The organism is Novosphingobium guangzhouense (genome assembly GCF_002896965.1).
Classification (GTDB): domain Bacteria; phylum Pseudomonadota; class Alphaproteobacteria; order Sphingomonadales; family Sphingomonadaceae; genus Novosphingobium; species Novosphingobium guangzhouense.
This window is the reverse complement of sequence record NZ_LYMM01000001.1, coordinates 89,275-113,205: the sequence shown is the minus strand read 5'-3', so window position 1 is coordinate 113,205 and position 23,931 is coordinate 89,275. Positions and strand designations below refer to the sequence as shown.

The following is a 23,931-nucleotide window of genomic DNA, read 5'->3' as shown; positions in this document are numbered from 1 at the left end:
GAAGGTCGCAGCGTGCACGCGGTTTGCCGAAGGGGCCGTGCGTCTTTGGTTGCCTGTCGGAAAAGCCGGATGGGGCCTGACTGTCGCGTGCTAGCGCCCCGAAGCCCCCGGGCCAAAGCGCGCCACCATGTCGTAAGCGTCGCCAAGGAACAGCTGGCGTACGTAAGTGATCCGCTCCGCCCCACGCCAGGTGCGGCGCTCCACGCACAGGCACGGCGTTCCGGGGGTGACGCCCAGCCACTCTGCCTCGTCTCCCAAAGCGGCAACGGCAGAGATGCGCGTTTCCGCTTCGGTCCAGGGGACGTGCTGCAACAGCCAGGTGCCCGGCGGCACCGCGTCAAGGTCGGCGCCGACGATATCGGGCACCGCAGCCGCGCTTACCAGTCGGAACTCGACGCCCAGCGGCGCGCCGTCCACCAGATGGAGCCCGTCGATGTGGACGAGGTCCCCGCCGCCCGCCAGCAGTGCTTCCTCCTCATCGTCGCCTGCGGGGCGCACCCGGCGGCGGATGGGCCGGAAGGCATAGTCCTGCCCACGTTCGCGCACTTGCGCGGCGATATCGGGCACGTCGAGCACCATCGAATGAACCTTGGGGCGCGCCACGAACGTCCCCGCGCGCTTGCGCCGGTCGATCAGGCCCGCCGCGACGAGTGCCGACAGCGCCTTGTTCACGGTCATCCGCGAACAGCCGTATTCCTGCATCAGTTCCTGTTCGATCGGCAGGCGATCGCCGGGAGCCAGTTCGCCGCCGAGGATGCGTCCCTCGAAATCCGATCGAATGCGTTCGTGAAGGGGCATTCTCACGCGATCAGTGTCTCCAGTACCTTGGCATAATCGCGCACCACCCGGTCGCGGGCGCGGTGGCGCCCTTCGCTTACCAGCTTGTCGCCATGGCGCCACACGCAGTCAATGGCCGAGCGCCCGGCGGCAAAAACGAAGCTGTCGGTGATCGCGTCGCCCTGCCGATGCGCCATGGCAGGATGGGCAAGGTTCAGGCTGACGATATCGGCGGGCAGGCCCACCGCGATGCCGCCCTTGACGCCCAGCGCCGCCGCGCCGCCGTCAAGCGCGCCCGCGTAAAGGTCCGCCCCCGTCGAGTGCCCGCTGCCGCGCGCCATGACGTTGCGGGCGCGGCGGGTCAGGCGCTGGCCGTATTCGAGCAGGCGCAGTTCCTCCGCCGCGTCGATCAGCACGTTGGAATCGCTGCCGATGCCATAGCGCCCGCCTGCCTCCAGGAATGATTCCACCGGGAACAGCCCGTCGCCAAGGTTCGCCTCGGTGATCGGGCAGAGCCCCGCCACGGCGCCGCTGCGGGCCACGGCAGCGGTTTCGGATTCGCTCATGTGCGTGGCGTGGACAAGGCACCAGCGGGCATCCACGTCGGCATTGTCCAGCAGCCATTCTACGGGGCGCTTGCCGCTCCAGCCAAGGCAATCGTCCACTTCCTTCACCTGTTCGGCGATGTGGATGTGGACCGGACGGTCCTGCGTCAGCGGCGCCAGTTCACGCAGCTGATCGGGCGATACGGCGCGCAGGGAATGCGGGGCCACGCCGACAACGGCATCCGGCAGTGCGCGGGCATGGGCCTCAGCCCCTTCGAGCAGCCGCGCATAGCCGTCCAGATCATTGATGAACCGCGCCTGCGCCGGGCTTGGCGGCTGCGCGCCGAAGCCGGCGTAGCTGTAGAGCACCGGCAGCAGCGTCATGCCGATGCCCGTGTCCCCGGCGGCAGCCAGCACCGCCGCGCTCATCTGTGCGGGGTCGGCGAATGCATGGCCCTCGCGGTCGTGGTGCAGGTAATGGAATTCGCCGACGCGGGTGAAGCCGCCTTCCAGCATCTCGACATAGGCCATCGCGGCGATGGCGCGCACGTCGTCCGGGCTCATCCTGTCGACGAAGCGGTACATGATCTCGCGCCATGTCCAGAAGCTGTCGTTCGACGGGCCGCGCCGTTCGGCAAGACCCGCCATGCCGCGCTGGAAGGCGTGGCTGTGCAGGTTGGGCATTGCAGGCAGCGCGCAAAGGTGGCGCTCATCTTGTGCCAAAGCCTCCGCACCCGGCGTAACGGCAGTGATCCGGCCCTGCGCCAGCGTGACGCGCACGCTGCGGGCCCAACCGGCGGGCAGCAGACAATGCTCGAAAAACAATGACCTGTGCGAGCTGTCCAACCTTGCCGACATGAATCTGCTCCTTGCTTCGATTTTTTGTCTATACATTAATTTTGAACGGTGCAATCACAATGGGCGAGGCAAACGAGGGCCACGGAATCATGCTGTACGACACCGTCTGGAAAGGCGCGCGACTTGCGACGATGGCAGGCGACGGGGCAGGCGACGGGGCAGGCAACGGCATCGGCGCCCTCGACCATGGCGTGATTGCGGCAAAGGACGGCGTGATCGTCTACGCCGGGCCTTCCGCCAACGCTCCTGCGCTCGACGCGAAGCAGGTAATCGACTGCGAAGGGCGGTGGATCACGCCCGGTCTGATCGACTGCCACACCCACCTGATCCACGGCGGCGACCGCGCGGCGGAGTTCGAGATGCGCCTTGACGGTGCCTCCTACGAAGAGATCGCCCGCAGCGGCGGCGGCATCGTCTCCACCATGCGCGCCACCCGCGCTGCCAGCGAGGACGATCTTGTCGCAACGGCGCTCCCCCGCCTCGATGCACTGATCGCGGAAGGCGCGACGACGGTGGAGGTCAAGTCCGGCTACGGTCTTGATGCCGCAACCGAAATCCGCATGCTGCGCGCCGCCCGCCGCCTGGGCACGGAGCGCGCGGTTTCCATCGCCACGACCTTCCTTGGCGCGCACGCCCTGCCGCCGGAATATGCCGAGGATGCGGACGGCTACATTGCCCTCCTGTGCGACGAAGTGCTGCCGCAAGTCGCCGCGCTGGGCCTTGCCGATGCGGTGGACGCCTTCTGCGAGGGCATCGGCTTCAGCGTCGAGCAGACGGAGCGGATGTTCGCCGCTGCCGCGCGCCATGGCTTGCCGGTGAAGCTTCATGCCGAACAGCTCTCCAACCTTCACGGCGCGGCGCTGGCCGCCCGTCACGGTGCGCTGTCGGCGGATCACCTCGAACATCTGGACGAAGCTGGCATCGCCGCCATGGCCGCATCGGGTACCGTCGCCACGCTGCTGCCGGGGGCATATTACTTCGTGCGCGAAACCAAACTGCCGCCGGTCGCGGCCTTGCGCGCTGCCGGGGTTAGAATCGCGCTGGCGACAGACTGCAACCCCGGCACCTCGCCGCTCACCTCGCTGCTGCTGACGATGAACATGGGCGCGACGCTGTTCCGCCTGACCGTTGGCGAATGCCTTGCCGGTGTCACCCGCAATGCCGCGCGCGCCCTCGGCCTGTCCGACCGCGGCACGCTGGAGGCGGGCAAGCGCTGCGACCTTGCCATCTGGGACGTCGAACGTCCTGCCGAACTGATTTATCGCATGGGGTTCAATCCGCTCCATGCCCGCATCTGGAGTGGTCAATGAATCCCGTTACGCTCACCCCCGGTAACGTCCCGCTGGCGGACTGGCGCGCGATCTATCGCGGCGCTGCCGTTTCGCTCGACCCGGCCTGCGCCCCCCGCGTGGCACAAAGCGCCGCCGCCGTATCGCGCATTCTGGCCAAGGGCGCGCCGGTTTATGGCATCAACACCGGCTTCGGCAAGCTGGCCAGCGTGCGCATCGGAGACGAGGATCTCGCCACGCTCCAGCGTAACATCGTGCTGAGCCACGCGGCGGGCACGGGCGCGCCTTCGCCGGTGCCGGTGATCCGCCTGATGATGGCGCTGAAGCTGGCCAGTCTGGCACAGGGCGCCTCGGGCGTGAGGCCCGAGACGGTGGCGCTGCTGGAAGCGATGCTGGTCAAGGGCCTGACGCCCGTGGTGCCCAGCCAGGGCTCGGTCGGCGCCAGCGGCGATCTTGCCCCGCTGTCCCACATGGCCGCAACGATGATCGGCGTGGGCGAAATCTTCTATCGGGACGAGCGCCTGCCCGCCGCCGAGGCGCTGGGCAAGGCGGGGCTTGAACCCACCGAACTGGGCCCCAAGGAAGGGCTGGCGCTGCTTAACGGCACCCAGTTCTCCACCGCCAATGCGCTGGCCGGGCTGTTCGAGGCCGAACTGCTGTTCCGTTCCGCCCTTGTCACCGGCGCACTGTCGACCGAGGCGGCCAAGGGGTCCGACACGCCGTTCGATCCGCGCATCCACACCCTGCGCCGTCATCGCGGCCAGATCGAGGTTGCCGATGCCCTGCGCGGGTTGATGACCGGCAGCGCCATCCGCGCCAGCCATCTGGAGAACGACGCGCGCGTGCAGGACCCCTACTGCCTGCGCTGTCAGCCGCAGGTCATGGGCGCCGCGCTCGACATTCTGCGTCAGGCCGCGACCACGCTGGAGATCGAGGCCAACGGCGTCTCCGACAACCCGCTGATCTTCCCGGAGACGGACGAGGCGCTTTCAGGTGGCAACTTCCACGCAGAGCCCGTCGCCTTCGCCGCCGACATGATCGCCATGGCCATCTGCGAGATCGGCTCCATCGCGGAACGCCGCATCGCCATGCTGGTGGACCCGGCGCTGTCCGGCCTGCCCGCCTTCCTGACCCCGCGCCCCGGCCTCAATTCGGGCTTCATGATCCCGCAGGTGACCGCCGCCGCGCTGGTCAGCGAAAACAAGCAGCGCGCCTATCCGGCCAGCGTGGATTCCATCCCGACCTCGGCCAATCAGGAAGACCACGTCTCGATGGCCGCTCACGGCGCGCGCCGGTTGCTGGACATGGCACAGAACGCCACCGCCGTGCTGGGCATCGAACTGCTGGCCGCAGCGCAAGGCGTGGATTTCCACGCTCCGCTCGCATCCAGCGACGCGCTTGAGGCCGCCCGCGCGACGTTGCGCGAACAGGTGCCTTCGCTGGAAGACGACCGCCATTTCCACCCGGACATGGAGGCCGCGAACCTGCTCATCCGTTCGGGCGCGCTGCTCGCATCGGCGGGTGACAGCCTTCCCGGTGTAGCGTGAGCGACTGGCTGAATGTCATCGAAGGCGACGCGCCGCTGGTCGTCGCCTTTCCCCACGTGGGCACCGATCTGGCCGATGTGGGACACCTCTTCACGTCCGAGTGGCTGGCGCGGCGCGATGCCGACTGGTGGGTGGACAAACTCTACGCCTTCGCTGCCGACATGGGCGCAACGCTGATCAGCACACGCATCTCGCGCAGCGTGATCGACCTCAACCGCGATCCTTCGGGCGCCTCGCTCTATCCGGGGCAGGCGACGACGGAACTGTGCCCGACGACGACCTTCGACGGCGAGCCGCTTTATGCCGGGGATGCGCCTGACGAGGCCGAGATCGCCCGTCGCCGCGCATTGTGGTTCGATCCTTACCATGCCGCGCTGCAGGCCCAGATCGAGCGGCTGCGCGCGGTGCACGGCCGGGTGGTGCTCTATGACGCGCACTCGATCCGCAGCAACGTGCCGCGCCTGTTCGACGGCGAACTGTCGCAGTTCAACATCGGCACCAACGGCGGACAGACCTGCGATCCTGGCCTTGCAAGCGCCGTGCAGGCTATCTGTGCGGCTTCGGGCGAAAGCCACGTGCTTGACGGCCGGTTCCGGGGTGGCTGGACCACGCGTCATTACGGAGAGCCCGACAAGGGCGTCCACGCCATCCAGATAGAACTCGCCATCCGGGGCTACATGGACGAACCCGATGTGCCCACCGAAGCCAACTGGCCCCCCGCCTTCGATCCGGCCCGTGCCGCCGCGATCACGCAAACCCTTTCCCAGATCATGAAGGCCGCCCGCGCCTTTGCCCTTCAGGAATCCTGACATGACCCGTATCGACAATACCCGCGTCATCAAGCCCGCCACCGGCACGCAGCTTTCCGCGAAAAGCTGGCTCACTGAAGCGCCGCTGCGGATGCTGATGAACAACCTTCACCCCGACGTGGCAGAGCGGCCCGAGGAACTGGTGGTCTACGGCGGCATCGGCCGCGCCGCGCGCGACTGGGAAAGCTACGACAAGATCGTCGAGACGCTCCAGCGCCTTGAAGATAACCAGACGCTGCTGGTGCAGTCGGGCAAGCCGGTGGGCGTGTTCCGCACCCATGCCGATGCACCGCGCGTGCTGATCGCCAATTCCAACCTCGTGCCGCACTGGGCGAACTGGGAACATTTCAACGAACTCGATAAGCGCGGCCTTGCCATGTACGGGCAGATGACCGCCGGTTCGTGGATCTACATCGGCACGCAGGGCATCGTTCAGGGCACTTACGAAACTTTCGTGGAAATGGGCCGCCAGCATTACAACGGCGATCTTTCGGGCAAGTGGCTGCTGACGGCGGGTCTTGGCGGCATGGGCGGCGCGCAGCCGCTGGCGGCGGTCATGGCGGGCGCATCGTGCCTTGCCATCGAATGCCAGCCCAGCCGGATCGAGATGCGCCTGCGCACCGGCTACCTCGACAAGTCGGCCACCACCATCGAAGAGGCGATGGCGATCATCGATCAGGCGAAGGCGGACGGCAAGCCCGTCTCGGTCGGCCTGCTGGGCAACGCGGCCGAATTGCTGCCCGAAATCTACGCGCGCGGCATCCGCCCCGACCTGCTGACCGACCAGACCAGCGCCCACGATCCGGTAAACGGCTATCTGCCCGCAGGCTGGACCGTCGCCGAATGGATCGAACGGCGCGAGCGTGAACCCGAGGCAGTCGCCAAGGCCGCCAAGGCATCGATGGCGCAGCACGTGCGCGCGATGCTGGACTTTCAGGCGGCAGGCGTGCCCACCACCGACTACGGCAACAACATTCGCCAGGTCGCGCTGGACGAGGGTGTCACCAACGCTTTCGACTTCCCCGGCTTCGTCCCCGCCTATATCCGCCCGCTGTTCTGCCGGGGCGTCGGGCCGTTCCGCTGGGCCGCGCTTTCGGGCGATCCGGAGGACATCTACAAGACCGACGCTAAGGTGAAGGAACTGCTGCCCGACAACGCACACCTGCACAACTGGCTCGACATGGCGCGCGAGAAGATCCAGTTCCAGGGCCTGCCCGCGCGGATCTGCTGGGTCGGTCTGGGCGACCGCCACCGCCTTGGCCTCGCCTTCAACGAGATGGTCGCCAACGGCGAACTGAAGGCCCCGGTGGTGATCGGCCGCGACCACCTCGACAGCGGCTCGGTCGCCTCGCCTAACCGTGAGACCGAGTCCATGCAGGACGGGTCGGACGCGGTTTCGGACTGGCCGCTGCTCAACGCCCTGCTCAACACCGCCAGCGGCGCCACATGGGTCTCACTGCACCACGGCGGCGGCGTCGGCATGGGCTTCTCGCAGCATTCGGGCATGGTGATCGTGGCGGACGGCACGCCCGAAGCGGCGGCGCGGCTTGAGCGCGTGCTGTGGAACGACCCCGCCACCGGCGTCATGCGCCACGCCGATGCGGGCTATGACATCGCGCGGGACTGCGCGGTGGAAAAGGGCCTCGACCTGCCGGGCATCCTTGGATGAGCGTAACGGTAATCCGGGCAGGAGACTGCCCGGAAAAGCCGTGGAAGAACGGCGGCGGGACGACGCGCGAAATCGCCGTCTTCCCGCCCGGCGCGGGGATGGACGACTTCCTCTGGCGCCTCAGTATGGCAAGGGTCGAGGCGGCAGGTCCGTTCTCCGTGTTCGCGGGCGTGGACCGGACACTGGCGGTGCTGGAAGGCACCCTGCACCTGACCGGCGCTGTCGGCGCAATGCTCGATCCTGCCAGTGCCCCCTTCCCGTTCGACGGCGGTGCGAGCGTCGAGGGCGTCTTGCCGGGCGGGCCGGTGCTGGACCTTAACGCCATGGTCAGGCGCGGCGCCTTCACTTGCGAGATGCAGCGCCTCGGCCCCGGCGAAGTGCTTGGCGCGAACGGTTCGACCTTCCTCCTCGCCCTCGAACCGCAGGCGCTTGGCGGTGCCGATCTCGGCTATCTGGACTGCGCGCGGATCGACGGCCCCGTCACCACTTCCGGCTCCGGATTGCTGGTCCGCTTCCTCTCCTAAAAAAATCTGCACTGGCGCGGAAGGAATTTTCCGCGCCGGGTCTCTTTCATGGCAAACGGGAAATCCGAACGCCTTGAGGGAGGGTGCCACGCCAGGGGAGGCTGACCAGGAATTTGCACGGCGACGCCGCACGGCCCTTTGGGTCGCGCGCGAGATCGTGCCGCATGAGGCGCGGGTCCGTCGCTGGCTGGCCCGCTCGCGCCTCTCGCCGGAGGACGTGGACGAGGTGATGCAGGAAGCCTATTGCCGGATCGCGATGCTGCCCTCGGTCGACCACATCGACCGGCCGCTGGCCTACATGTTCTCGATTACCCGCAACCTCCTGCTGCGCCGTCTCAAGCGTCAGCAGGTGGTGGTGCTGGAAGCGGTCAGCGAGATCGAAACCTGGCAGGACGAAACCCCCTCTCCCGAAGAACAGGCGGCAAGCCGGATCAGCTACGAACGCGTGCTGGCGATCATCGGCCGCCTGCCCGAACGCTGCCGCCGCGTGGTGGAACTGCGCAAGATCGAAGGTTGGTCGCAGAAGGAAATCGCCGTCCACCTCGGCATGACCGAAAAGGCGGTCGAAAAGCAGGTCTGGACCGGCGTGCGCGCCATCCGCGATGCATGGTCACAGGCCGAAGCGCAAAGCGAAAACCGGATGCTGGGCGCTGATCTGCGGGAAGCCCGGTCATGGTGACGCGCATAGACGATCAGGCGCGCGATGACGCCGCCCGCTTCGTGGCGCGGATGGACGCGGACGACTGGACCGGGGCGGACGAAGCCGAACTTCAGGCATGGCTGGCCGCAGACCCGCTGCGACAGGGCCTGCTGCTGCAGGTGCAGGCGCAATGGCTGGCGCTGACGCCCGAAGCGGAGGCTGCGGCACCTGTCGCGCCACCTGTAACGGCCGTCGAAGAAGAGGCGGAACCCGCGTCCACGGGCTGGGGCCGTCGCGGCGTGCTGGCGGGAATGGCGGCATCGGCCGCGCTGGCCTTCGTCGGCCTGCGCTGGAGCCAGACCCCGGCGGCCTACGCCACAAGACTTGGTGAAATCCGCCGTCTGCCACTGCCCGACGGTTCGGTGATGACGATGAATTCGGGCAGCGAACTGACCGTCACCATGGCCGCCAGAACGCGCGAAGTGCAACTGGCGCAGGGCGAAGCATGGTTCGAGGTTGCCAAGGACGCCAAACGTCCCTTCGTGGTCGCCGCCGGAAACGTGCGCGTGCGCGCGGTGGGCACCGCCTTCTCGGTAAGGCGCCGCGAAACGGGGGTGGAGATCCTTGTCACCGAAGGCATCGTGGAGACGTGGGCCGATGGCGACCAGAACCTGCGCATGAAACTGGAAGCCGGGGACCGCGCGATGCTGAGCGCCCATGCCGTGATCGATTACGAAACCGGCATATCCTCTTCCGTCGACCGGGCGCTGGCCTGGCGCGGCGGCATGATCGACCTCAACGGCCGCACACTCTACGACGCGGCGGACGAATTCAACCGCTATAACCAGCGCCAGATCATCATCGCCGATCCCCGCATCGCGCGTGAGGAGTTCGACGGCCTGTTCCGGGTCAACGACCCTGAAGGCTTTGCCGAAGCGGTGAAGGCCAGTCTGGGGGTGTCTCTGGACACCAGCAATCCGAACCTCATTCGGATCGAATGACAAAAATTTTCGAGATGACGAGAAGGAATATCCGCTCCGCAGACTCTTAAAGGGCACAGGTGAAAAGAAACCTGACGGATCGGGACATTGGGAGGGATAATGAATACTTCGGACATTCGGAGCGCCTTGTTCGCATCTTCTGCGATCATGTGCATGGTGGCATCGCCGGTTCAGGCCGCTGCGCAGACGCGACAGTTCGCGATCGAGGCGCAGCCTGCCGAAACCGCGATCAGCCAGCTCGGACGGCAGGGCGATATCCAGATCATCGCCGCACGCCGCCTGACGCACGCCATCCGCACCAATGCCGTGCGCGGAGAGATGAGCGTGGATGAAGCGCTGGGCCGCCTGCTGGCCGGAACCGGCCTTGCCGCCCGCCGCACCGGGCCGGGTTCCTACGCGATCGTGGCTCGCGCCACGCCACCGATGTCGCCCCGCACTCTCACGCCGACCAGCCTCAGCGCAGCTCCCGCCGTGACGATCCCTGTCGCCTCCGCACAGGCAGCATCCCCGGCCGCCGAAGTCGCGGCGGCGGATGAGGAGCCGGTGGCGAATTCCGAAATCCTTGTCACCGGCTTTCGCGGCAGTCTTGCCAAGGCGCAGGATCTGAAGCGCCGCGCCGTCAACCTGACCGAGAGCATCATGGCCGAAGACATGGCCAAGATGCCCGACCTCAATCTGTCGGAATCGATCCAGCGCCTGCCCGGCGTCGCGATTTCGCGCGAGGGCGGCGAAGGTCGCAACATCACCCTGCGCGGTTTCTCGCCCGATTTCACCCGCACGACGCTGAACGGGATGGAAGTACCTGCCAGCAGCGACGGCCTTGATTCCGGCGGCTTCACCATCAACGCGGGCCGCGCCTTCGACTTTCACGTCTTCGCATCCGAACTGTTCAACCGCATCGACGTGCAGAAGACCCAGCGCGCCTCGATCGAGGAAGGCGGCATTGCCGGTACGGTTGACCTTTATTCGGCCAAGCCGTTCGATTTCAAGGGATTCCACGTCGTCGGCTCGGCGCAGGGCGGCTATAACGCGATGACCCGCAAGGTCGATCCGCGCGCCACCGTGATGGTGTCGGACACTTTCGCGGACGACCGCATCGGCTTCCTGCTTTCCGCTGCTTATTCGGAGCGCACGGTCTATCAGGAGGGCTTCTCCAGCGTGCGCTGGACCTCTCCTTACGTGAACGGCGATAGCTGGGCAGACAGCAACCCCACCGTCACCGGCACGCCCGAGGATTGCGGCGCGGCGGACAGCCTCGATTGCCTGTGGGCGCCGCGCCTGCCGCGCGCGGACTTCTTCGGGAACGACCAGAAACGCCTTGGCCTGACCGGATCGATCCAGGCCAAGCCGATCGACGGGCTGACGCTCAGCTTCGACGCGCTCTATTCGCAGCTGGATAACGAGCGGTACAACTACAACTCGATGGAATGGCTGCTGACCCATGGCGAGCCGGGCAACTTCGTGGGCCAGACGCCGCTGTCATTCACCGTCGCGCCCGATGGCAAGCAGCTTGTCGCCGCCGCCTTCGATGATGTGACTTCGTGGTACGAAAGCCGCCACCAGACCTCGACGTCGAAGTTCCGCCAGTTCGTGTTCTCGGGCGACTACGAGGTGACGAGCAACCTCAAGATCGACGCGATGATCGGTAAGGCGCGCGACACGGCGGACCGCACCGAACTGCGCTTCTATGCCCGCTCTGTCCCGCATTATTACGCTTATGACTATTCGGGCAGCAAGGACGTGGCGACCGTCGATTACGGCGATTACGATCCCAACGATCCGACCAACTTCATCAGCGCGACGACCCCGTCGAACCGCATCAACAACGTTGTGAAGGACAACTTCACGACCAAGGCCAACGCCACCTTCACCAAGGGCCGCTTCACCGCGCAAGCGGGCTTTGCCTACAACCGCCGCCTTGTCGGCTATTCCGAGGCGCAGGGCGATCTGCCGAACTTCGATCCGGCGGGCTACCTCACCAGCTTCCCGATCAGCCACTTCGGGCGCGGCGTGGTTTCGGGCGGACTGCCGACGTTCGCGGTGATCGACTTCGACGCCATCGCCGCCTCCGACCTGCTTTCGGGCAATTATACCACCAATGTCGCGGCGGGCTGGGAAGTGGTTGAGAAGACCACCGGCGGCTACGGCGAAGTTATGGGCGAAATCGACATCGGCGCGATGACCCTGCGGCTTGACGGCGGCCTGCGCTGGGTGCGCACCGACGTGGAATCGCGTGCGGTGATCTCGGGCTCTCCGGTCGAGGTGAAGCGGCACTACGACAACTTCCTGCCTTCGTTCAACGCCGCGCTCAACGTGACGCCGGATCTTGTGGCGCGCTTCGCCTATGCCCGTTCGATGACGCGGCCCGGCCTTGCCTCGCTCAACATCGCCGCGCCCGTGTTCGAATATTCGACGCGCACGGTCAGCAACCTGGGCAACCCGGCGCTCAAGCCCTATCTGTCGAACGACTTCGACCTTGGCGTGGAATGGTACTTCAGCAAGGGCGGCCTGATTTCGCTGGGTGTGTTCAAGAAGAACATCATCAGCTCGCTGACGACCTCGGTAGTGCAGCAGTCGGTCCCGCAGGAATACTGGGCCGCGATCTATGCCGACCCGCGCTATGACGCATCGTATCAGGCGGACCCGGCGACGACGCAGTACACCTTCTACAGCACCGTCAATTCATCGAACGGCAACAGCGTGAAGGGACTGGAGGCCACCCTCAACGTGCCCTTCACCTTCCTTCCCGGTGCGCTTTCGTACTTCGGCATCGCGTCCAACTACACCCATGTCTCGGCGCGCGATTCCACGGGCTTGTCGCCCAATTCCTACAACTTCACCGCCTATTATGACACCGGTGACCTTGGCCTTCGCGTGTCGGTCAACAAGCGCGACGACTATCTGCTGAGCCAGCCGGGCGGAAACGGCCACGTGCAGGAACGCAAGTACGGCCCGACGCAGGTGGACATCTCGGCCTACTACAACCTGACAAAGCGGATCAGCCTGAACATTCAGGGCATCAACGTCACCAACGAAAAGGAACGCATCTACGGCACCGGCGACGGTACTCAGTATCTGGTGCGCGAATACTCCAAGACCGGCGCGCAGTGGTTCGTGGGCGCCCGCTACCAGTTCTGATACCTTGATGGACCGCCGCCCAATACCCCTCGGGCGGCGGTCCTCTTTTTCGTTTTGCGGGAGTGTGATGCGGTGCGAAGTTCAGGCAAGTTGGCATGGGTACTGGCGCTTGCCGCCATGCTGGTGTCGGGCCATGGTCCGGCGCGGGAAGTGGATGACAGCTACACGATCGGCCAGCGCTTCGCACAATATCAGGACAAGTTCCCCGGCATCGCCTGGCCGGCGGTGACCTGGCAAGCGGGGCAGTCGGTGCTGTTCGACCGGCCCTACAAGAACACCGGCACCCGCGATCTGCATATCGATGTGTTCCGTCCTGCGGCGAACGCCAGCCGGATCGGCATCGTCCTAGTCCATGGCGGAGGCTGGCGCGCGGGGGCGAAGACGCATTTCTATGCCTTGGCCAACCTGCTGGCCCAACGCGGGTACACCGTGTTCCTGCCGGAATTTCGGCTTTCGCCGGAAGCGCCTTATCCGGCAGGGATGACCGACATCGGTGATGCACTGGCATGGGCGCGCGCACATGCGGGCGAATTCGGCGTCGACCCTGCCCGCATCGCCATCGGCGGGGCTTCGTCGGGCGGTCAGATGGCCTCGCTGCTGGCTTACGCGGGGCCTTCGGGGCTGTTCGGTGCCGGTGCGGATCGCACCGCTGCCGCGCTGATCGACCTTGACGGCGTACTCGATTTCACCGACCCCGAAGCCCTGCGCTTCGAAAATGCCGCCGGGGACGCATCGCCCGCCGCGCGCTGGCTTGGCGGGGCTTACGAAAATGCCGGCGCCCGCTGGAAGGAAGCCAGCGCCGCCAGCCATGTCGGAGCAGCGTCGCCCCCAACGCTCATCATCAGCAGCGGCATCGCGCGTTTCACGCAAGGCAAGGACAAGGTCATCGCCGAACTGGAGCGCAATCGCATCCCTAACCGCTGGTTCGCCTTCACCGGCGCCCCTCACGATTTCTGGCTGTTCGATCCATGGCTGGACAAGGTCGCCCAGGAGATCGACGGGTTCCTTGTGGCGCTGAAGAAGAAGGACGCATAACGATGATCCGCATTCTGGCCGTCGCCCTGGCAGCTGTCCCTCTGGCCGCGGGCCTTGGGATTCCTGCGCAGGCGGCGCCGACCGAGTACGTCGTGCAGCCGTCCTGCGGAGATGGCAAGGCGCCGTGCTATACCGCCATCCAGCCCGCGCTGGACGCCGCTGCACGCGATACGTCCGACAGCTGGATCACCATCCGCATCGCTGCGGGAGAGTATGAGGAAAAGCCGGTCGTCTCTCGCGGTCGCACCCGGCTGATCGGAAGCGGAGCGGGGCGCACGCGCCTGCACTTCGGCGCAGTCGCGCAGACGGCCGGGCGCTGGCACCGCGACAACTGGGGCACGCCGGGCTCCGCCACGCTGACGATCGATGCCGCCGATGTCGTCGTGCAGGGGCTGACGATCGAGAACACGTTCGATTACCTTGCCAACGACCGCCATCCGCAGGGCAGTGCGGAGCGGCTGGGCAACCCGCAGGCCGTCGCCCTGCTGCTTGACGTCCACAGCGACCGGGTGCTGATCGATCGCTCCGCCGTTCTCGGATATCAGGATACGCTCTTCGCCAACGGCGGCAGGGCGCTGGTTCGCCGCAGCCTCGTGGCGGGCAATATCGACTTCATATTCGGCAATGGCAGGCTGCTGATCGAGGACAGCGAAGTGCGCTCGCGCCCCCGCAGTGCGCCTTATATCGCCGGAGAGTTCCAATCCTTCATCGCCGCCCCCTCGACGCTGCTGTCGCAGCCTTATGGCATCGTCGTATACCGCTCGCGCCTGACCCGCGAGGCTGGCGTGCCTGATGGAGCGGTGGCTCTGGCCCGTCCTTGGCACCCCACCACCCGGTTCCCGGACGGACGCTACGCCAATCCTTCCGCTGTCGGGTCCGCGCTTTTCATCGACTGTTTCATGGATCGCCACATCCATCCAGAGCACTGGACGACCATGAACGGCACCGCCCGCGATGGCACCATGACCGACGTATTCAGGCCCCAGGATTCCCGGTTCTGGGAGAGCGGCTCCAACGGCCCCGGCTCGAAAGCAAGGGACATCGGCATGACCTGGCGGGAAACGGCCGGCATCGTCGCAATCCGCCGGGAACTGCTCGGGGACTGGCAACCCGCGGGGTAAATGCGATGAACAGATGGGTAAGCCCGCACAAAGCCGTCGCTCCAGCCAGAAATGTGGGAAGATAATTAACCATTGCGCCGCAGACTGGCACTGCAGAAAAGACTGCGAGCCAGATGACAGAGTTGCAGAACACGATCCTGGAAATGATTGCCCGAGGCGAACCGCTGGCCGATACGGCCTTGCGGCTATGCCATGAGGTGGAACGCCTTGTTCCCGGCGCATGCTGTTCGGTGGTGACCGTGGATGGCTGGGGCAGGCTATATTCTCTTGCCGCGCCCAGCCTTCCCGAAAGTTACAGCGATGCGATCACCGGCCTCAAGATCGGCCCCAATGTGGGTACTTGCGGTACTGCAGCCTATCTGGGGCAGGAAATCACCACGCCCGACATCGCCAATGACCCGCGGTGGACCGCATTCCGGGATCTGGTGCTGCCGCTTGGCCTGAAAGCCTGCTGGTCCCATCCGATCTTCGATGAACGCCGGCGGACCATGGGCACCTTTGCATTCTACTATAAGGAAAAGCGGGGCCCCACCGCGCTTGAACGCGAAATCGTCGACCAGTGCGTTCATCTGGGCGCGATCGCTATCGACCGCCATCGCCGCGTCGAGGAGTATGAGCGGCGCGCCAACATCGATGCCCTGACCGGGCTTGCCAACCGTGCTGCCTTTAACGCGGCCCTGCGCGCGCTTGACGACAGGGTGCAAGGGTCGTGGGCGCTCTATCTCCTCGATCTGGACAACCTCAAGGCGGTCAATGACACCTTCGGGCACTGCGCCGGCGATATCCTGCTGCGTCAGGTTGCGGATCGCCTGACGATCGCCGCCTACCCTGACAGGGCCTATCGCATCGGCGGAGACGAATTCGCCATCATCGTGGAGAGCGAACCGGCACTGCGCGATCTGGAGAAGACAGCGCGCAAGTTCCTCGACGAGATTTCGGCGGCTGCCGATTGCGGCGGCAATGTCATCTCACCCAAGGCGACGGTCGGCCTTGCCGAAATGTCGACTGAGCAGCTTTCCGCCGAGCAGATCCGCCAGCACGCGGACTTCGCGCTCTATCACGCCAAGGAAAACGGGCGCGGCAGCTTCGTGCGGTACTGGCCGGGGATCGGCAGCCGCATGATGCAGCGGCTTACCGCGATCAGGGACGTGGGCATAGCCTTGCGCGAAAATCGCATCGAACCGCACTACCAGCCCGTCGTCGATATCCGCAGCGGCGAAATCGTGGGGCTGGAAGCGCTGTGCCGCATGCGGGTCGGCGACAAGACGCTGCCGGCTGCGTCCTTCCATGAGGCGACGACCGATCCGCAGATCGCCGGCGCCCTCACACGGCGAATGATGCGTGCGGTCGCCCGCGACATCCGCAGATGGCTTGATGACGGCATCGCCGTTCCGCAAGTCAGCATCAACGTGGCATCGGCGGACTTTCACGGCGCTTCGATCTACACCCTGCTGAGCGAGACATTCGGGCGGGCCAACGTGCCGCTTCGGCATGTCAGCCTTGAAGTCACCGAATCCGTTTACATGGATCAGGCGGGAACCGTGCAGAAGTCTGTCGAGGCGCTCCGCGCCAAGGGGCTCAAGGTTGCGCTTGACGACTTCGGCACCGGCTACGCCTCGCTTACCCACCTGATGAGCGTGCCGGTGGATTACATCAAGATCGACAAGTCCTTCGTCGATCGCATCGTCAGCCATGCGCCCAGCCAGATCATTGCCGAAGGCATCATCGATATCGCGACCAAGCTTGGCATCCGCGTGGTCGCCGAAGGGATCGAGACGGCCGGGCAGGCCCGAAAACTGGCGGCTCTGGGCTGCACGCTGGGCCAGGGCTATCTGTATTCGCGCGCAGTCCCGCGCGATGAAGCCGCGATGCTCATGGCCGCGCAGGCCAGCCAGTTTCCCATTACTCTGACGGGCAGCTGACGGACCGCCAGATGACTGATTAACATTTGGTAGTCGGCAGGATTTTTTACAAATCTTAACCAAAAAATAGCCATAGTGTCCTAAGGGGCCTCCTGGAATATCAGGAGGAGGATATCGTCGGATGGAGTCGCGCGCCTGCAATCAAACAAGATTCGGGGCCTCCGATGGCGGTGTTCGGGATCTTCTGCCTGCCGCCGCGCTGCTGATCGCGGTGCTTCTGGCCCTGACCGCAGGCTGGCTGCTGTCGGGCACGAAGTCCGGGCAATATCTGATCGTTACCGCCCCGTCCTCATCCCTCGTTGACAGCGTCAATCTGGTGACCGGCCACGGCGGACGCCTTGCGGCAACCGGCGCATTGCCCAACGTCCTGATCGCAGGTTCATCGCACGCCGACTTCGCCGCTTCCATGCGCAGGGCCGGAGCGTGGCTTGCGGTTTCCGTCCCCCCCATTGCCGGATGCGGCATTCCTTCAGGCTTACCGCAGGAGCAGGCACGTTGACCGCCGAACTCGACAAACTGCGCTATCAGTCAGGCCGCCTGCTGCTGGCCTTGTTCTGGGCGCATGTCCCCCTCTTTGCGGGCGTCGCTTTCCTGACGGGGCACGGCCCGGTCATGGCCGCTCTTGCCGGGGCACTGGTCGCGGGCAGCTATCACCTGATGTGGTGGCGCCACGGCATCGCGCCCGCCACGCGCTACCTCTCCGCCGTTGCCCTCATGGCGGAACCGGCGATCCTGCTTGTCCTGCTGCGCGGCCATCCGTGGCAGATGGACATGCACATGTACTTTTTCGCCATGCTGACGCTGACGATCGGCTGGTGCGATCGCCGTGCGGTGCTGGTGGCTGCGATCTCGGTGGCGCTGCATCACCTGCTGCTTCTCTACCTTCTGCCTTCGGTCGTGTTCGCCGGCGGCGGCAATCTGGGTCGGGTGATCGTTCACGCCGTCATCGTGACCTTCCAGGCCAGCGTTCTGGTGCTCCTGAGCGACCAGCTGGTGGAATCCTTCGCCCTGCGCGAACGTACCCGCGAGGCCGAGGAAGCCAACCGCGCCAAGAGCATGTTCCTGGCGAACATGAGCCACGAAATCCGCACGCCGATGAACGCCATTCTCGGCTTTTGCCACCTGATCGGCCGGACGGACCTTGATCCCAAACAGCGCGATTACGTGGGCAAGATCGGTCAGGCGGGCATGTCGCTGCTGCGGCTGATCAACGATATCCTCGACTTCTCCAAGAACGAGGCAGGCAAGCTTACGCTGGAAGCCAATCCTTTCGACTTGCGCAACGCCGTTGCCAACCAGTTGCAGATGGTGGCCAACGATGCCGAGGCCCGGCGCGTGCAGGTCACCTCCGAGGTATCGGGCGCCCTTCCCCATCGCCTGCGGGGGGACGAATTGCGCTTCAATCAGGTGCTGCTCAACCTTGTCAGCAACGCCGTGAAGTTTTCCGAGGACGGCCGCGTTCATGTGGGGCTTTCGATCGTTGCTGAGCAAGGCGATCTCGTCACGCTTGAACTGACCGTGCGCGATACCGGCATCGGCATGACGCCCGAACAGCAGCAATCGCTGTTCCAGTCCTTCTCGCAGGCCGACAGTTCCACCACCCGCCGCTTTGGCGGCACCGGACTGGGCCTTGCGATCTGCCGCCAGATCGTGGAGCAGATGGGCGGCTCCATCCGGGTCGAAAGCGCGCCCGGCGAAGGCAGCACGTTCATCGCCCGCATGCAGATGGCCCGCGAGGACGAAACCGCGGCAATCGAACCGGCGGTCCCTGCCGGCATCAAGGCGCTGCGCATACTGGCGGCGGACGATAACGCCGCCTCCCGGCAGGTGCTGGAGGATATCTTCGCAGGCTGGGAAATCGCGCTGGATCTGGTCGCTTCGGGTGACGAGGCGCTAAGCGCGATCCGCAGTGCCGACGATGCGGACCAAGCCTACGACATCGTTCTGCTTGACTGGAAGATGCCGGGATTGAACGGCCTGCAAACGGTCGAGATGATGCAGGCCATCGATCATCGCGCGCCGCTTCCCCGCACCCTGATCGTCACCGCTTACGGCGCCGAAAGCCTTTCGCCCGGCACTCTGCCGGCCAATGTAGCAGCCGTGCTGACCAAGCCGATCGCCCCGCGCGCCCTGCTGGAAACGATCATCGAGGTCGCGTCCAACGACACCGGATCGACTGTACTTGCAGCACCCGAAGCTGCCCCCGCCGTGGCGGACCGCTTCAAGGGCGCGCGCGTCCTGCTGGTCGAGGATAACGAGATCAACCGCGAAATCGCGATCGAACTGCTCTCGCAGGCGGGCCTTGTCGTGGATCAGGCCGAAAACGGGCGCATCGGGTGCGACCGCGTTCAGGCCGCCGGGGGCAATTACGCGGCGATCCTCATGGACGTTCAGATGCCCGAGATGGACGGCATCGCCGCCACGCAGCACATTCGCCGGACATGGTCGGCCGATCGCCTGCCGATCATCGCCATGACGGCCCATGCCCACGAGGAAGAGCGCCAGCGCTGCCTCAATGCGGGCATGAACGACCACATCTCCAAGCCGGTCGATCCGGCGATGCTGATGCGGATGCTGGATCGCTGGCTTAAGCCCGTGCTCTCCGCTTCCCCGCTGGCATCGCCTTCCGCAGTACAGGCCCACGTACAGGCCCCACCACAGGCCCCAGCGCCGACACCGCCCGCGTCGGCGGTCGTGCAGGATGGGACACTGCCTGAAACCCTGCCCCCGTTCGATTTGCGCGCTGCCCTGCTTCGCGTGAATGGCAAGGCTGCGCTGCTGCGTAAACTGATCCTGACCTTCGGGCAGACTTACGCGGACGCAGGCCAGGAATTGCGGACTTACATCGCTGGCGGGCTGCTGGTCGATGCCCGGCGTTTCGCGCACACGCTGAAGGGCGTCGCGGGCTCGCTGGAACTGTCACAGGTTCATCGCAGCGCGGCGGAGATAGAGCAGATGCTGGCGGCTGGTGCAGTGCCGCAGGCCGAAGCCGCCATAACCGAGCTTGAAGGCTTCCTTGCGCCGGCCGTGGCAGCGGCGCGCAGCCTTGATGCAACCGCCGCCCCGGCGCCCGTTTCGCAGGACAGCGGCCATGACGCCGAAGCCGCAAGCGCGGCGCGAAACGAACTGCGCGGCTTGCTGCGCCGTCGCAGTCTTGGTGCACGCGCCAGCTTTGGGCGGTATGCGCAGGCGCTTGGCCTTGCCGAGCATGAACGCGCCGCGCATCCGATCGGTCGCGCGCTCGAAAAGCTGGACTATGATACCGCGCTGGAACTGATCGGCACCGAAGACACCCCCGCCGAGCCGATGGCTCAGACAGGAGCCACGGCATGAGCAAGGGCACCGTCCTCATCGTCGATGACGAAATCTCCAACATCGAAATCATGAATGCGGTGCTGGAAGATGATTACGAAGTCTGCTTTTCCACTTCGGGCCAGCAGGCTCTGGAGACGGTGCGGGACACCCCGCCGGACCTGATCCTGCTTGACGTGCTGATGCCGGGGATCGACGGTTTCGAAGTCTGCCGCCAGATCAAGGCCGACCCGCAGCTTGCCGATATCCCGATCGTCTTCACCACCGGGCTTGGTGACACTGACGATGAAATGCGCGGCCTGTCGCTGGGCGCTATCGACTATGTCACCAAGCCGATCCAGCCCGCGATCCTGCGCGCCCGCGTCAATAATCACGTGGAAACGAAGCGCCTGCGTGACCAGCTGGCCAGCCTTGCCGTAACCGATGCCCTGACCGGCCTCAGCAACCGCCGCCAGATGGAACAGGCGCTGCACGCCGAAGTCGGACGCCTGACGCGGCTGGGGGACTGGCTGACGGTCATCATGATCGACATCGACTTCTTCAAGCAGTTCAACGATACATATGGCCATCCGGCGGGGGACCGCTGCATCGTCATGGTCGGCGCAGCCCTGACCCGTGCCGTCAGGCGCGCCTCCGACCTTCCCGCGCGGTATGGCGGCGAGGAATTCGCATGCATCCTGCCCGGCGCCGACCCGGAAGGCGCGGCGCTGGTGGCGCAGGAAATCAGCCAGCACGTGCAGTCGCTCAACATCCCGCACGAACGTTCGCAGATCAGCCCGTTCATCACGGTAAGCATCGGGGTGGCCAGCGCGCGCTGCGTGCCTGACATGACGCCCGAAATGTGGCTGAAGGAGGCGGATCGTCAGCTCTACCGCAGCAAGCAGGACGGCCGAAATCGCGTGACCACCACCGAATTCGGAGCCGTGGCCGACAACCTCTAGGGTCGGCCGGGGCCTGCGGGCTTGCGCAGGCCGATCAGATTTGCAGGAAAGGCTCGCTGCGATCGTTCAGCGCCTCGCAGCCGTCCTCGGTGATGAGCCACAGGTCTTCCAGATGCACGTTCCCGGTGGCATCCAGGTGAAGCACGGGGCAGTCCACGCTGACCACCATGCCTGCCTCGATGCGATGATCATCCTTGTCGAAATTGAGCGAGCCACCGCGGAAAGCCTCATCGGTGTGGAACAGGCCGACAGAGTGCGTGGCGCAGGACACCGCAACGTCATAGCCGTTGCGGGCAACCGCTTCGTGGCCGATCCTGCGCACGTCGGAATAGAGCAGGCCCGGCCGTAGTTCCTTCGCGATGGCATCGTTTGCGCAGACGGCCGCCTCCACCATGCGCAGGACGATGGGATCGGGATTTCCCACGAAGACCGTGCGTCCGAAATCGCCGTGATATCCCGCGTAGTGGCTGACCGCGTCTATCTGGAAGCTGCGCCCGTCCCTGATAACGCCATCGCGCCGCCGCATGGCCATGCTGTCCGTCGAAATGAACAGCGGTACACCGCCGCGCCGTCCGGTTTCCGTGAAGAAGGCAAGGCGCAGGTCTTCGTATGTGGAACCGGCCGCCATGGAGAATATCGCGGCCCGCGCGGCCTCCACGTTGTTCTTCGCTGCATGGCGCATCAAGGCGATCTCGCGCGGGGACTTGATCATCCGGATCCGGCGCAGAAGCGGTTCTGCCGGGCGCGAGGTGCCGGAAAGGCCAAGCGCTGCCGCCGCGTTCAGCGTGTCGAGCGCCCAGCTCGTCCCGTAAGGAGCGACCGCTGCCCGCAGGGCGGATGCGGCATTGGGAAACGCGGGGCTGCGTGCCAGCACGCCCAGCGTCGCGGTACGGCTGAAGTTGTCGAGCGGGTCGGGCCTGCCGCCGGGCGGCTCGTCAAGGAAGATCGGGGGCGCCGCGTCGCCTTCCAGGCCATCGGGCGCAGTGTATAGCAGGATGTCCAGCGGGCCGCCCGCCGCTGGGTCTTCCACATCATGCAGATAATGGATGAACTGGCTGGTTATCAGCACCACGGGCTTGTCCGCAGAGGCTGGAACCACGGCAAACGCCGCCCCCGATTGCCCCATCAGGACCATCTGCGGCCAGAAGCCGGTGGCATGATAGATGTTAGTGGGATCGGACAGGACAAGCGCGGAGACACCATGCGCGTTGAGAACGCGTTCGGTGACGTTACGATTGATCAACGGGGCAAGCAAGGGCATCGGTCATGTTTCCAGGAGGCGCAAGCACGGGCACGGCGCACACGATCGGCGCGCAGTGCTCACGAAAGGGCAAGGCTTCGGGTCACCAGATTTCGGGACGCGACCTCAGGGCAGGATCGACGTCGAAAAGGTTCTCTGGCACCGTCAGGCCAAGGTTCTCCCTCAGGGTCGTGCCTTCATATGCCTTGCGGAAAGCTCCGCGATCCTGAAGGATCGGGACGACGTGGTCGACGAAGTCCTCCAGCCCGCCCGGCAGGAACGGCGCGGAAATCACGAAGCCGTCGGCCGCGCCGTCATTTTCCCAGAGCATAAGGGTTTCGGCGACCTCTTCGGCAGTGCCGACGATCGTATGCCCGGTCCGCCCCGCAGCGACCCGCCGCGCAAGTTCGCGGACGGGCAGACCCTGACGCTCGGCCAGTTCGAGAACCCGGTCCCGCGTCGAATTCTGCCCTGCCAGCGCCGCTTCGGGGAGCGGGGGCAAGGGGCCATCCGGATCGGCTTGTGAAAGGTCGATGTTGCCCAGCAGCCCTTCCAGCTTCGATATCGCGATTTCTGCCGGGATCAGGTCATCAAGCTCGCGCTTGAGGTCTTCGGCTTCGGCGCGGGTACGGCCGACTACCGGAGTGACCGCGGGCATGATCTTGAGGCTGGCGGCGCTTCGGCCGAACTGCGCCAGTTGTTCGTGCATGGCAGAGCGGAAGGCTTTTGCGGTTTCGATCGTCGGGTGCGACGTGAATATGACTTCCGCATTGGCGGCGGCAAACCGCTGCCCTGTGGCGGAGGCGCCGGCCTGAACCAGAACCGGGTGCCCCTGCGGCGGACGGGGCACGGTCAGCGGGCCTGCCACGTTGAAATGATCGCCCTTGTGCGCAACCGCGCTGATGCGTGAGGGATCGGTGTAGCGGCCGGCTGCCTTGTCTGCGACGACCGCGCCGTCCTGCCAGCTGTCCCACAGCTTGCGTGCCACGGCCACGAACTCTTCGGCGCGGGCATAGCGATCACCGTGCGCAAGATGGCTGTCGAAGCCGTAGTTGTGGGCCTCGTTCTCCATCGTCGACGTCACGATGTTCCAGCCCGCGCGGCCGCCGCTCATGTGGTCAAGCGATGCGAAACGGCGGGCCAGGTCGTAGGGATGGTTGTACGTGGTGGATGCCGTGCCGATCAGGCCAAGGTTGCGGGTTTGAGCCGCGATGATCGACAGCACGACAAGGGGGTCAAGCTTGGGCGTCTCCAGCCCGGCGAACACCGATGCGCCCCTGACCGGATGATAGCCCAGATAGTCCGCAAGGAAGACGCCGTCGAACAGGCCCTTCTCCGCTGTGCGGCCAAGTGCACGAAAATAGTCGGCGTCGCAAAGCGCGTTGTCGGCCGCACGGGCATGTCGCCAGCCCGCAATGTGGCCGCCGGTCTGCATCAGGAACGCAAGCAGTTTCATGACGTCTTTCGCGCCTCGCCTCGAAGTTTTGATCCTGTGGGATGACTATGTGTCCGGGTATGACGGGCAAGGCCAGCCCTACCCCCTGACATGTTCGGATAACGAGC

18 protein-coding genes are annotated in these 23,931 nt (G+C 65.4%); 14 read left to right on the top strand and 4 right to left on the bottom strand.

Annotated features, from left to right (window positions below):
* Nucleotides 1–90 precede the first annotated feature (90 nt).
* Both hutC and A8V01_RS00445 read right to left on the bottom strand, forming a co-directional pair.
* Nucleotides 91–798, bottom strand: coding sequence for a histidine utilization transcriptional repressor HutC (gene hutC, locus A8V01_RS00450; RefSeq protein WP_103093987.1), 708 nt, complete (start codon nucleotides 796–798; stop codon nucleotides 91–93).
* A gap of 2 nt (nucleotides 799–800) precedes the next feature.
* Nucleotides 801–2,180, bottom strand: a complete 1,380-nt coding sequence (locus A8V01_RS00445) for a formimidoylglutamate deiminase (RefSeq protein ID WP_103093986.1) — start codon at nucleotides 2,178–2,180, stop codon at nucleotides 801–803.
* A gap of 89 nt (nucleotides 2,181–2,269) precedes the next feature.
* Here A8V01_RS00445 and hutI point away from each other — a divergent pair, with 89 nt between their 5' ends.
* The 14 genes from hutI (at nucleotide 2,270) to A8V01_RS00375 (ending at nucleotide 21,128) form a co-directional block, all read left to right on the top strand.
* A complete protein-coding gene (gene hutI, locus A8V01_RS00440) occupies nucleotides 2,270–3,490 on the top strand; it encodes an imidazolonepropionase (RefSeq protein ID WP_103094174.1) in 1,221 nt (406 codons plus the stop codon).
* The gene (hutH, locus tag A8V01_RS00435) at nucleotides 3,487–5,016 is read left to right on the top strand and encodes a histidine ammonia-lyase (RefSeq protein WP_103093985.1); all 1,530 of its coding nucleotides are present in this window, start codon (nucleotides 3,487–3,489) and stop codon (nucleotides 5,014–5,016) included. The genes hutI and hutH overlap by 4 nt, the downstream gene beginning before the upstream one ends.
* On the top strand, nucleotides 5,013–5,825 hold the full coding sequence (gene hutG / locus A8V01_RS00430) for an N-formylglutamate deformylase (protein ID WP_103093984.1): 813 nt from the start codon (nucleotides 5,013–5,015) through the stop codon (nucleotides 5,823–5,825). Before hutH ends, hutG begins: the two co-directional genes overlap by 4 nt.
* 1 nt (nucleotide 5,826) lies before the next feature.
* Nucleotides 5,827–7,494 (top strand): urocanate hydratase, encoded by a 1,668-nt coding sequence (hutU, locus tag A8V01_RS00425; RefSeq protein WP_103093983.1) that lies wholly within the window; start codon nucleotides 5,827–5,829, stop codon nucleotides 7,492–7,494.
* Nucleotides 7,491–8,018 (top strand): HutD/Ves family protein, encoded by a 528-nt coding sequence (locus tag A8V01_RS00420; protein WP_103093982.1) that lies wholly within the window; start codon nucleotides 7,491–7,493, stop codon nucleotides 8,016–8,018. Before hutU ends, A8V01_RS00420 begins: the two co-directional genes overlap by 4 nt.
* Before the next feature lie 73 nt (nucleotides 8,019–8,091).
* Nucleotides 8,092–8,697 carry an RNA polymerase sigma factor gene (locus A8V01_RS00415; protein WP_245892175.1) on the top strand — a complete coding sequence of 202 codons (606 nt, stop codon included), beginning with the start codon at nucleotides 8,092–8,094 and terminating at the stop codon, nucleotides 8,695–8,697.
* Nucleotides 8,691–9,659, top strand: a complete 969-nt coding sequence (locus A8V01_RS00410) for a FecR family protein (protein ID WP_103093980.1) — start codon at nucleotides 8,691–8,693, stop codon at nucleotides 9,657–9,659. Before A8V01_RS00415 ends, A8V01_RS00410 begins: the two co-directional genes overlap by 7 nt.
* 99 nt (nucleotides 9,660–9,758) lie before the next feature.
* On the top strand, nucleotides 9,759–12,797 hold the full coding sequence (locus tag A8V01_RS00405; RefSeq protein ID WP_103093979.1) for a TonB-dependent receptor: 3,039 nt from the start codon (nucleotides 9,759–9,761) through the stop codon (nucleotides 12,795–12,797).
* Between the two features lie 72 nt (nucleotides 12,798–12,869).
* Nucleotides 12,870–13,832 (top strand): alpha/beta hydrolase, encoded by a 963-nt coding sequence (locus A8V01_RS00400; protein WP_103093978.1) that lies wholly within the window; start codon nucleotides 12,870–12,872, stop codon nucleotides 13,830–13,832.
* Between the two features lie 2 nt (nucleotides 13,833–13,834).
* On the top strand, nucleotides 13,835–14,953 hold the full coding sequence (locus A8V01_RS00395) for a pectinesterase family protein (protein ID WP_103093977.1): 1,119 nt from the start codon (nucleotides 13,835–13,837) through the stop codon (nucleotides 14,951–14,953).
* 113 nt (nucleotides 14,954–15,066) lie between these two features.
* Entirely contained in the window at nucleotides 15,067–16,875 is a 1,809-nt protein-coding gene (locus tag A8V01_RS00390) for a putative bifunctional diguanylate cyclase/phosphodiesterase (RefSeq protein ID WP_103093976.1), read from the top strand.
* A gap of 121 nt (nucleotides 16,876–16,996) precedes the next feature.
* Nucleotides 16,997–17,374: a hypothetical protein gene (locus tag A8V01_RS00385; RefSeq protein WP_103093975.1), complete on the top strand. Its 378-nt coding sequence runs from the start codon at nucleotides 16,997–16,999 to the stop codon at nucleotides 17,372–17,374.
* Nucleotides 17,371–20,208 (top strand): response regulator, encoded by a 2,838-nt coding sequence (locus tag A8V01_RS00380; RefSeq protein WP_103093974.1) that lies wholly within the window; start codon nucleotides 17,371–17,373, stop codon nucleotides 20,206–20,208. Before A8V01_RS00385 ends, A8V01_RS00380 begins: the two co-directional genes overlap by 4 nt.
* Nucleotides 20,205–21,128 (top strand): diguanylate cyclase, encoded by a 924-nt coding sequence (locus A8V01_RS00375; protein ID WP_103093973.1) that lies wholly within the window; start codon nucleotides 20,205–20,207, stop codon nucleotides 21,126–21,128. Before A8V01_RS00380 ends, A8V01_RS00375 begins: the two co-directional genes overlap by 4 nt.
* A gap of 34 nt (nucleotides 21,129–21,162) precedes the next feature.
* Here the strand turns inward: A8V01_RS00375 and A8V01_RS00370 are convergent, their stop codons facing one another.
* A complete protein-coding gene (locus A8V01_RS00370; RefSeq protein ID WP_103093972.1) occupies nucleotides 21,163–22,389 on the bottom strand; it encodes a M24 family metallopeptidase in 1,227 nt (408 codons plus the stop codon).
* Between the two features lie 82 nt (nucleotides 22,390–22,471).
* On the bottom strand, nucleotides 22,472–23,824 hold the full coding sequence (locus tag A8V01_RS00365; protein ID WP_103093971.1) for an LLM class flavin-dependent oxidoreductase: 1,353 nt from the start codon (nucleotides 23,822–23,824) through the stop codon (nucleotides 22,472–22,474).
* Nucleotides 23,825–23,931: the final 107 nt, after the last annotated feature.

What these genes read in the sequence shown, in the direction of transcription:
- hutU (WP_103093983.1), top strand. Translation starts at nt 5,827, where the DNA reads ATGACCCGTATCGACAATACCCGCGTCATCAAGCCCGCCACCGGCACG.
- hutI (WP_103094174.1), top strand. Translation starts at nt 2,270, where the DNA reads ATGCTGTACGACACCGTCTGGAAAGGCGCGCGACTTGCGACGATGGCA.
- hutC (WP_103093987.1), bottom strand. Translation starts at nt 798, where the DNA reads ATGCCCCTTCACGAACGCATTCGATCGGATTTCGAGGGACGCATCCTC.
- A8V01_RS00365 (WP_103093971.1), bottom strand. Translation starts at nt 23,824, where the DNA reads ATGAAACTGCTTGCGTTCCTGATGCAGACCGGCGGCCACATTGCGGGC.
- A8V01_RS00405 (WP_103093979.1), top strand. Translation starts at nt 9,759, where the DNA reads ATGAATACTTCGGACATTCGGAGCGCCTTGTTCGCATCTTCTGCGATC.
- A8V01_RS00370 (WP_103093972.1), bottom strand. Translation starts at nt 22,389, where the DNA reads ATGCCCTTGCTTGCCCCGTTGATCAATCGTAACGTCACCGAACGCGTT.
- A8V01_RS00385 (WP_103093975.1), top strand. Translation starts at nt 16,997, where the DNA reads ATGGAGTCGCGCGCCTGCAATCAAACAAGATTCGGGGCCTCCGATGGC.
- A8V01_RS00420 (WP_103093982.1), top strand. Translation starts at nt 7,491, where the DNA reads ATGAGCGTAACGGTAATCCGGGCAGGAGACTGCCCGGAAAAGCCGTGG.
- A8V01_RS00390 (WP_103093976.1), top strand. Translation starts at nt 15,067, where the DNA reads ATGACAGAGTTGCAGAACACGATCCTGGAAATGATTGCCCGAGGCGAA.
- A8V01_RS00375 (WP_103093973.1), top strand. Translation starts at nt 20,205, where the DNA reads ATGAGCAAGGGCACCGTCCTCATCGTCGATGACGAAATCTCCAACATC.
- A8V01_RS00395 (WP_103093977.1), top strand. Translation starts at nt 13,835, where the DNA reads ATGATCCGCATTCTGGCCGTCGCCCTGGCAGCTGTCCCTCTGGCCGCG.
- hutH (WP_103093985.1), top strand. Translation starts at nt 3,487, where the DNA reads ATGAATCCCGTTACGCTCACCCCCGGTAACGTCCCGCTGGCGGACTGG.
- A8V01_RS00410 (WP_103093980.1), top strand. Translation starts at nt 8,691, where the DNA reads ATGGTGACGCGCATAGACGATCAGGCGCGCGATGACGCCGCCCGCTTC.
- A8V01_RS00445 (WP_103093986.1), bottom strand. Translation starts at nt 2,180, where the DNA reads ATGTCGGCAAGGTTGGACAGCTCGCACAGGTCATTGTTTTTCGAGCAT.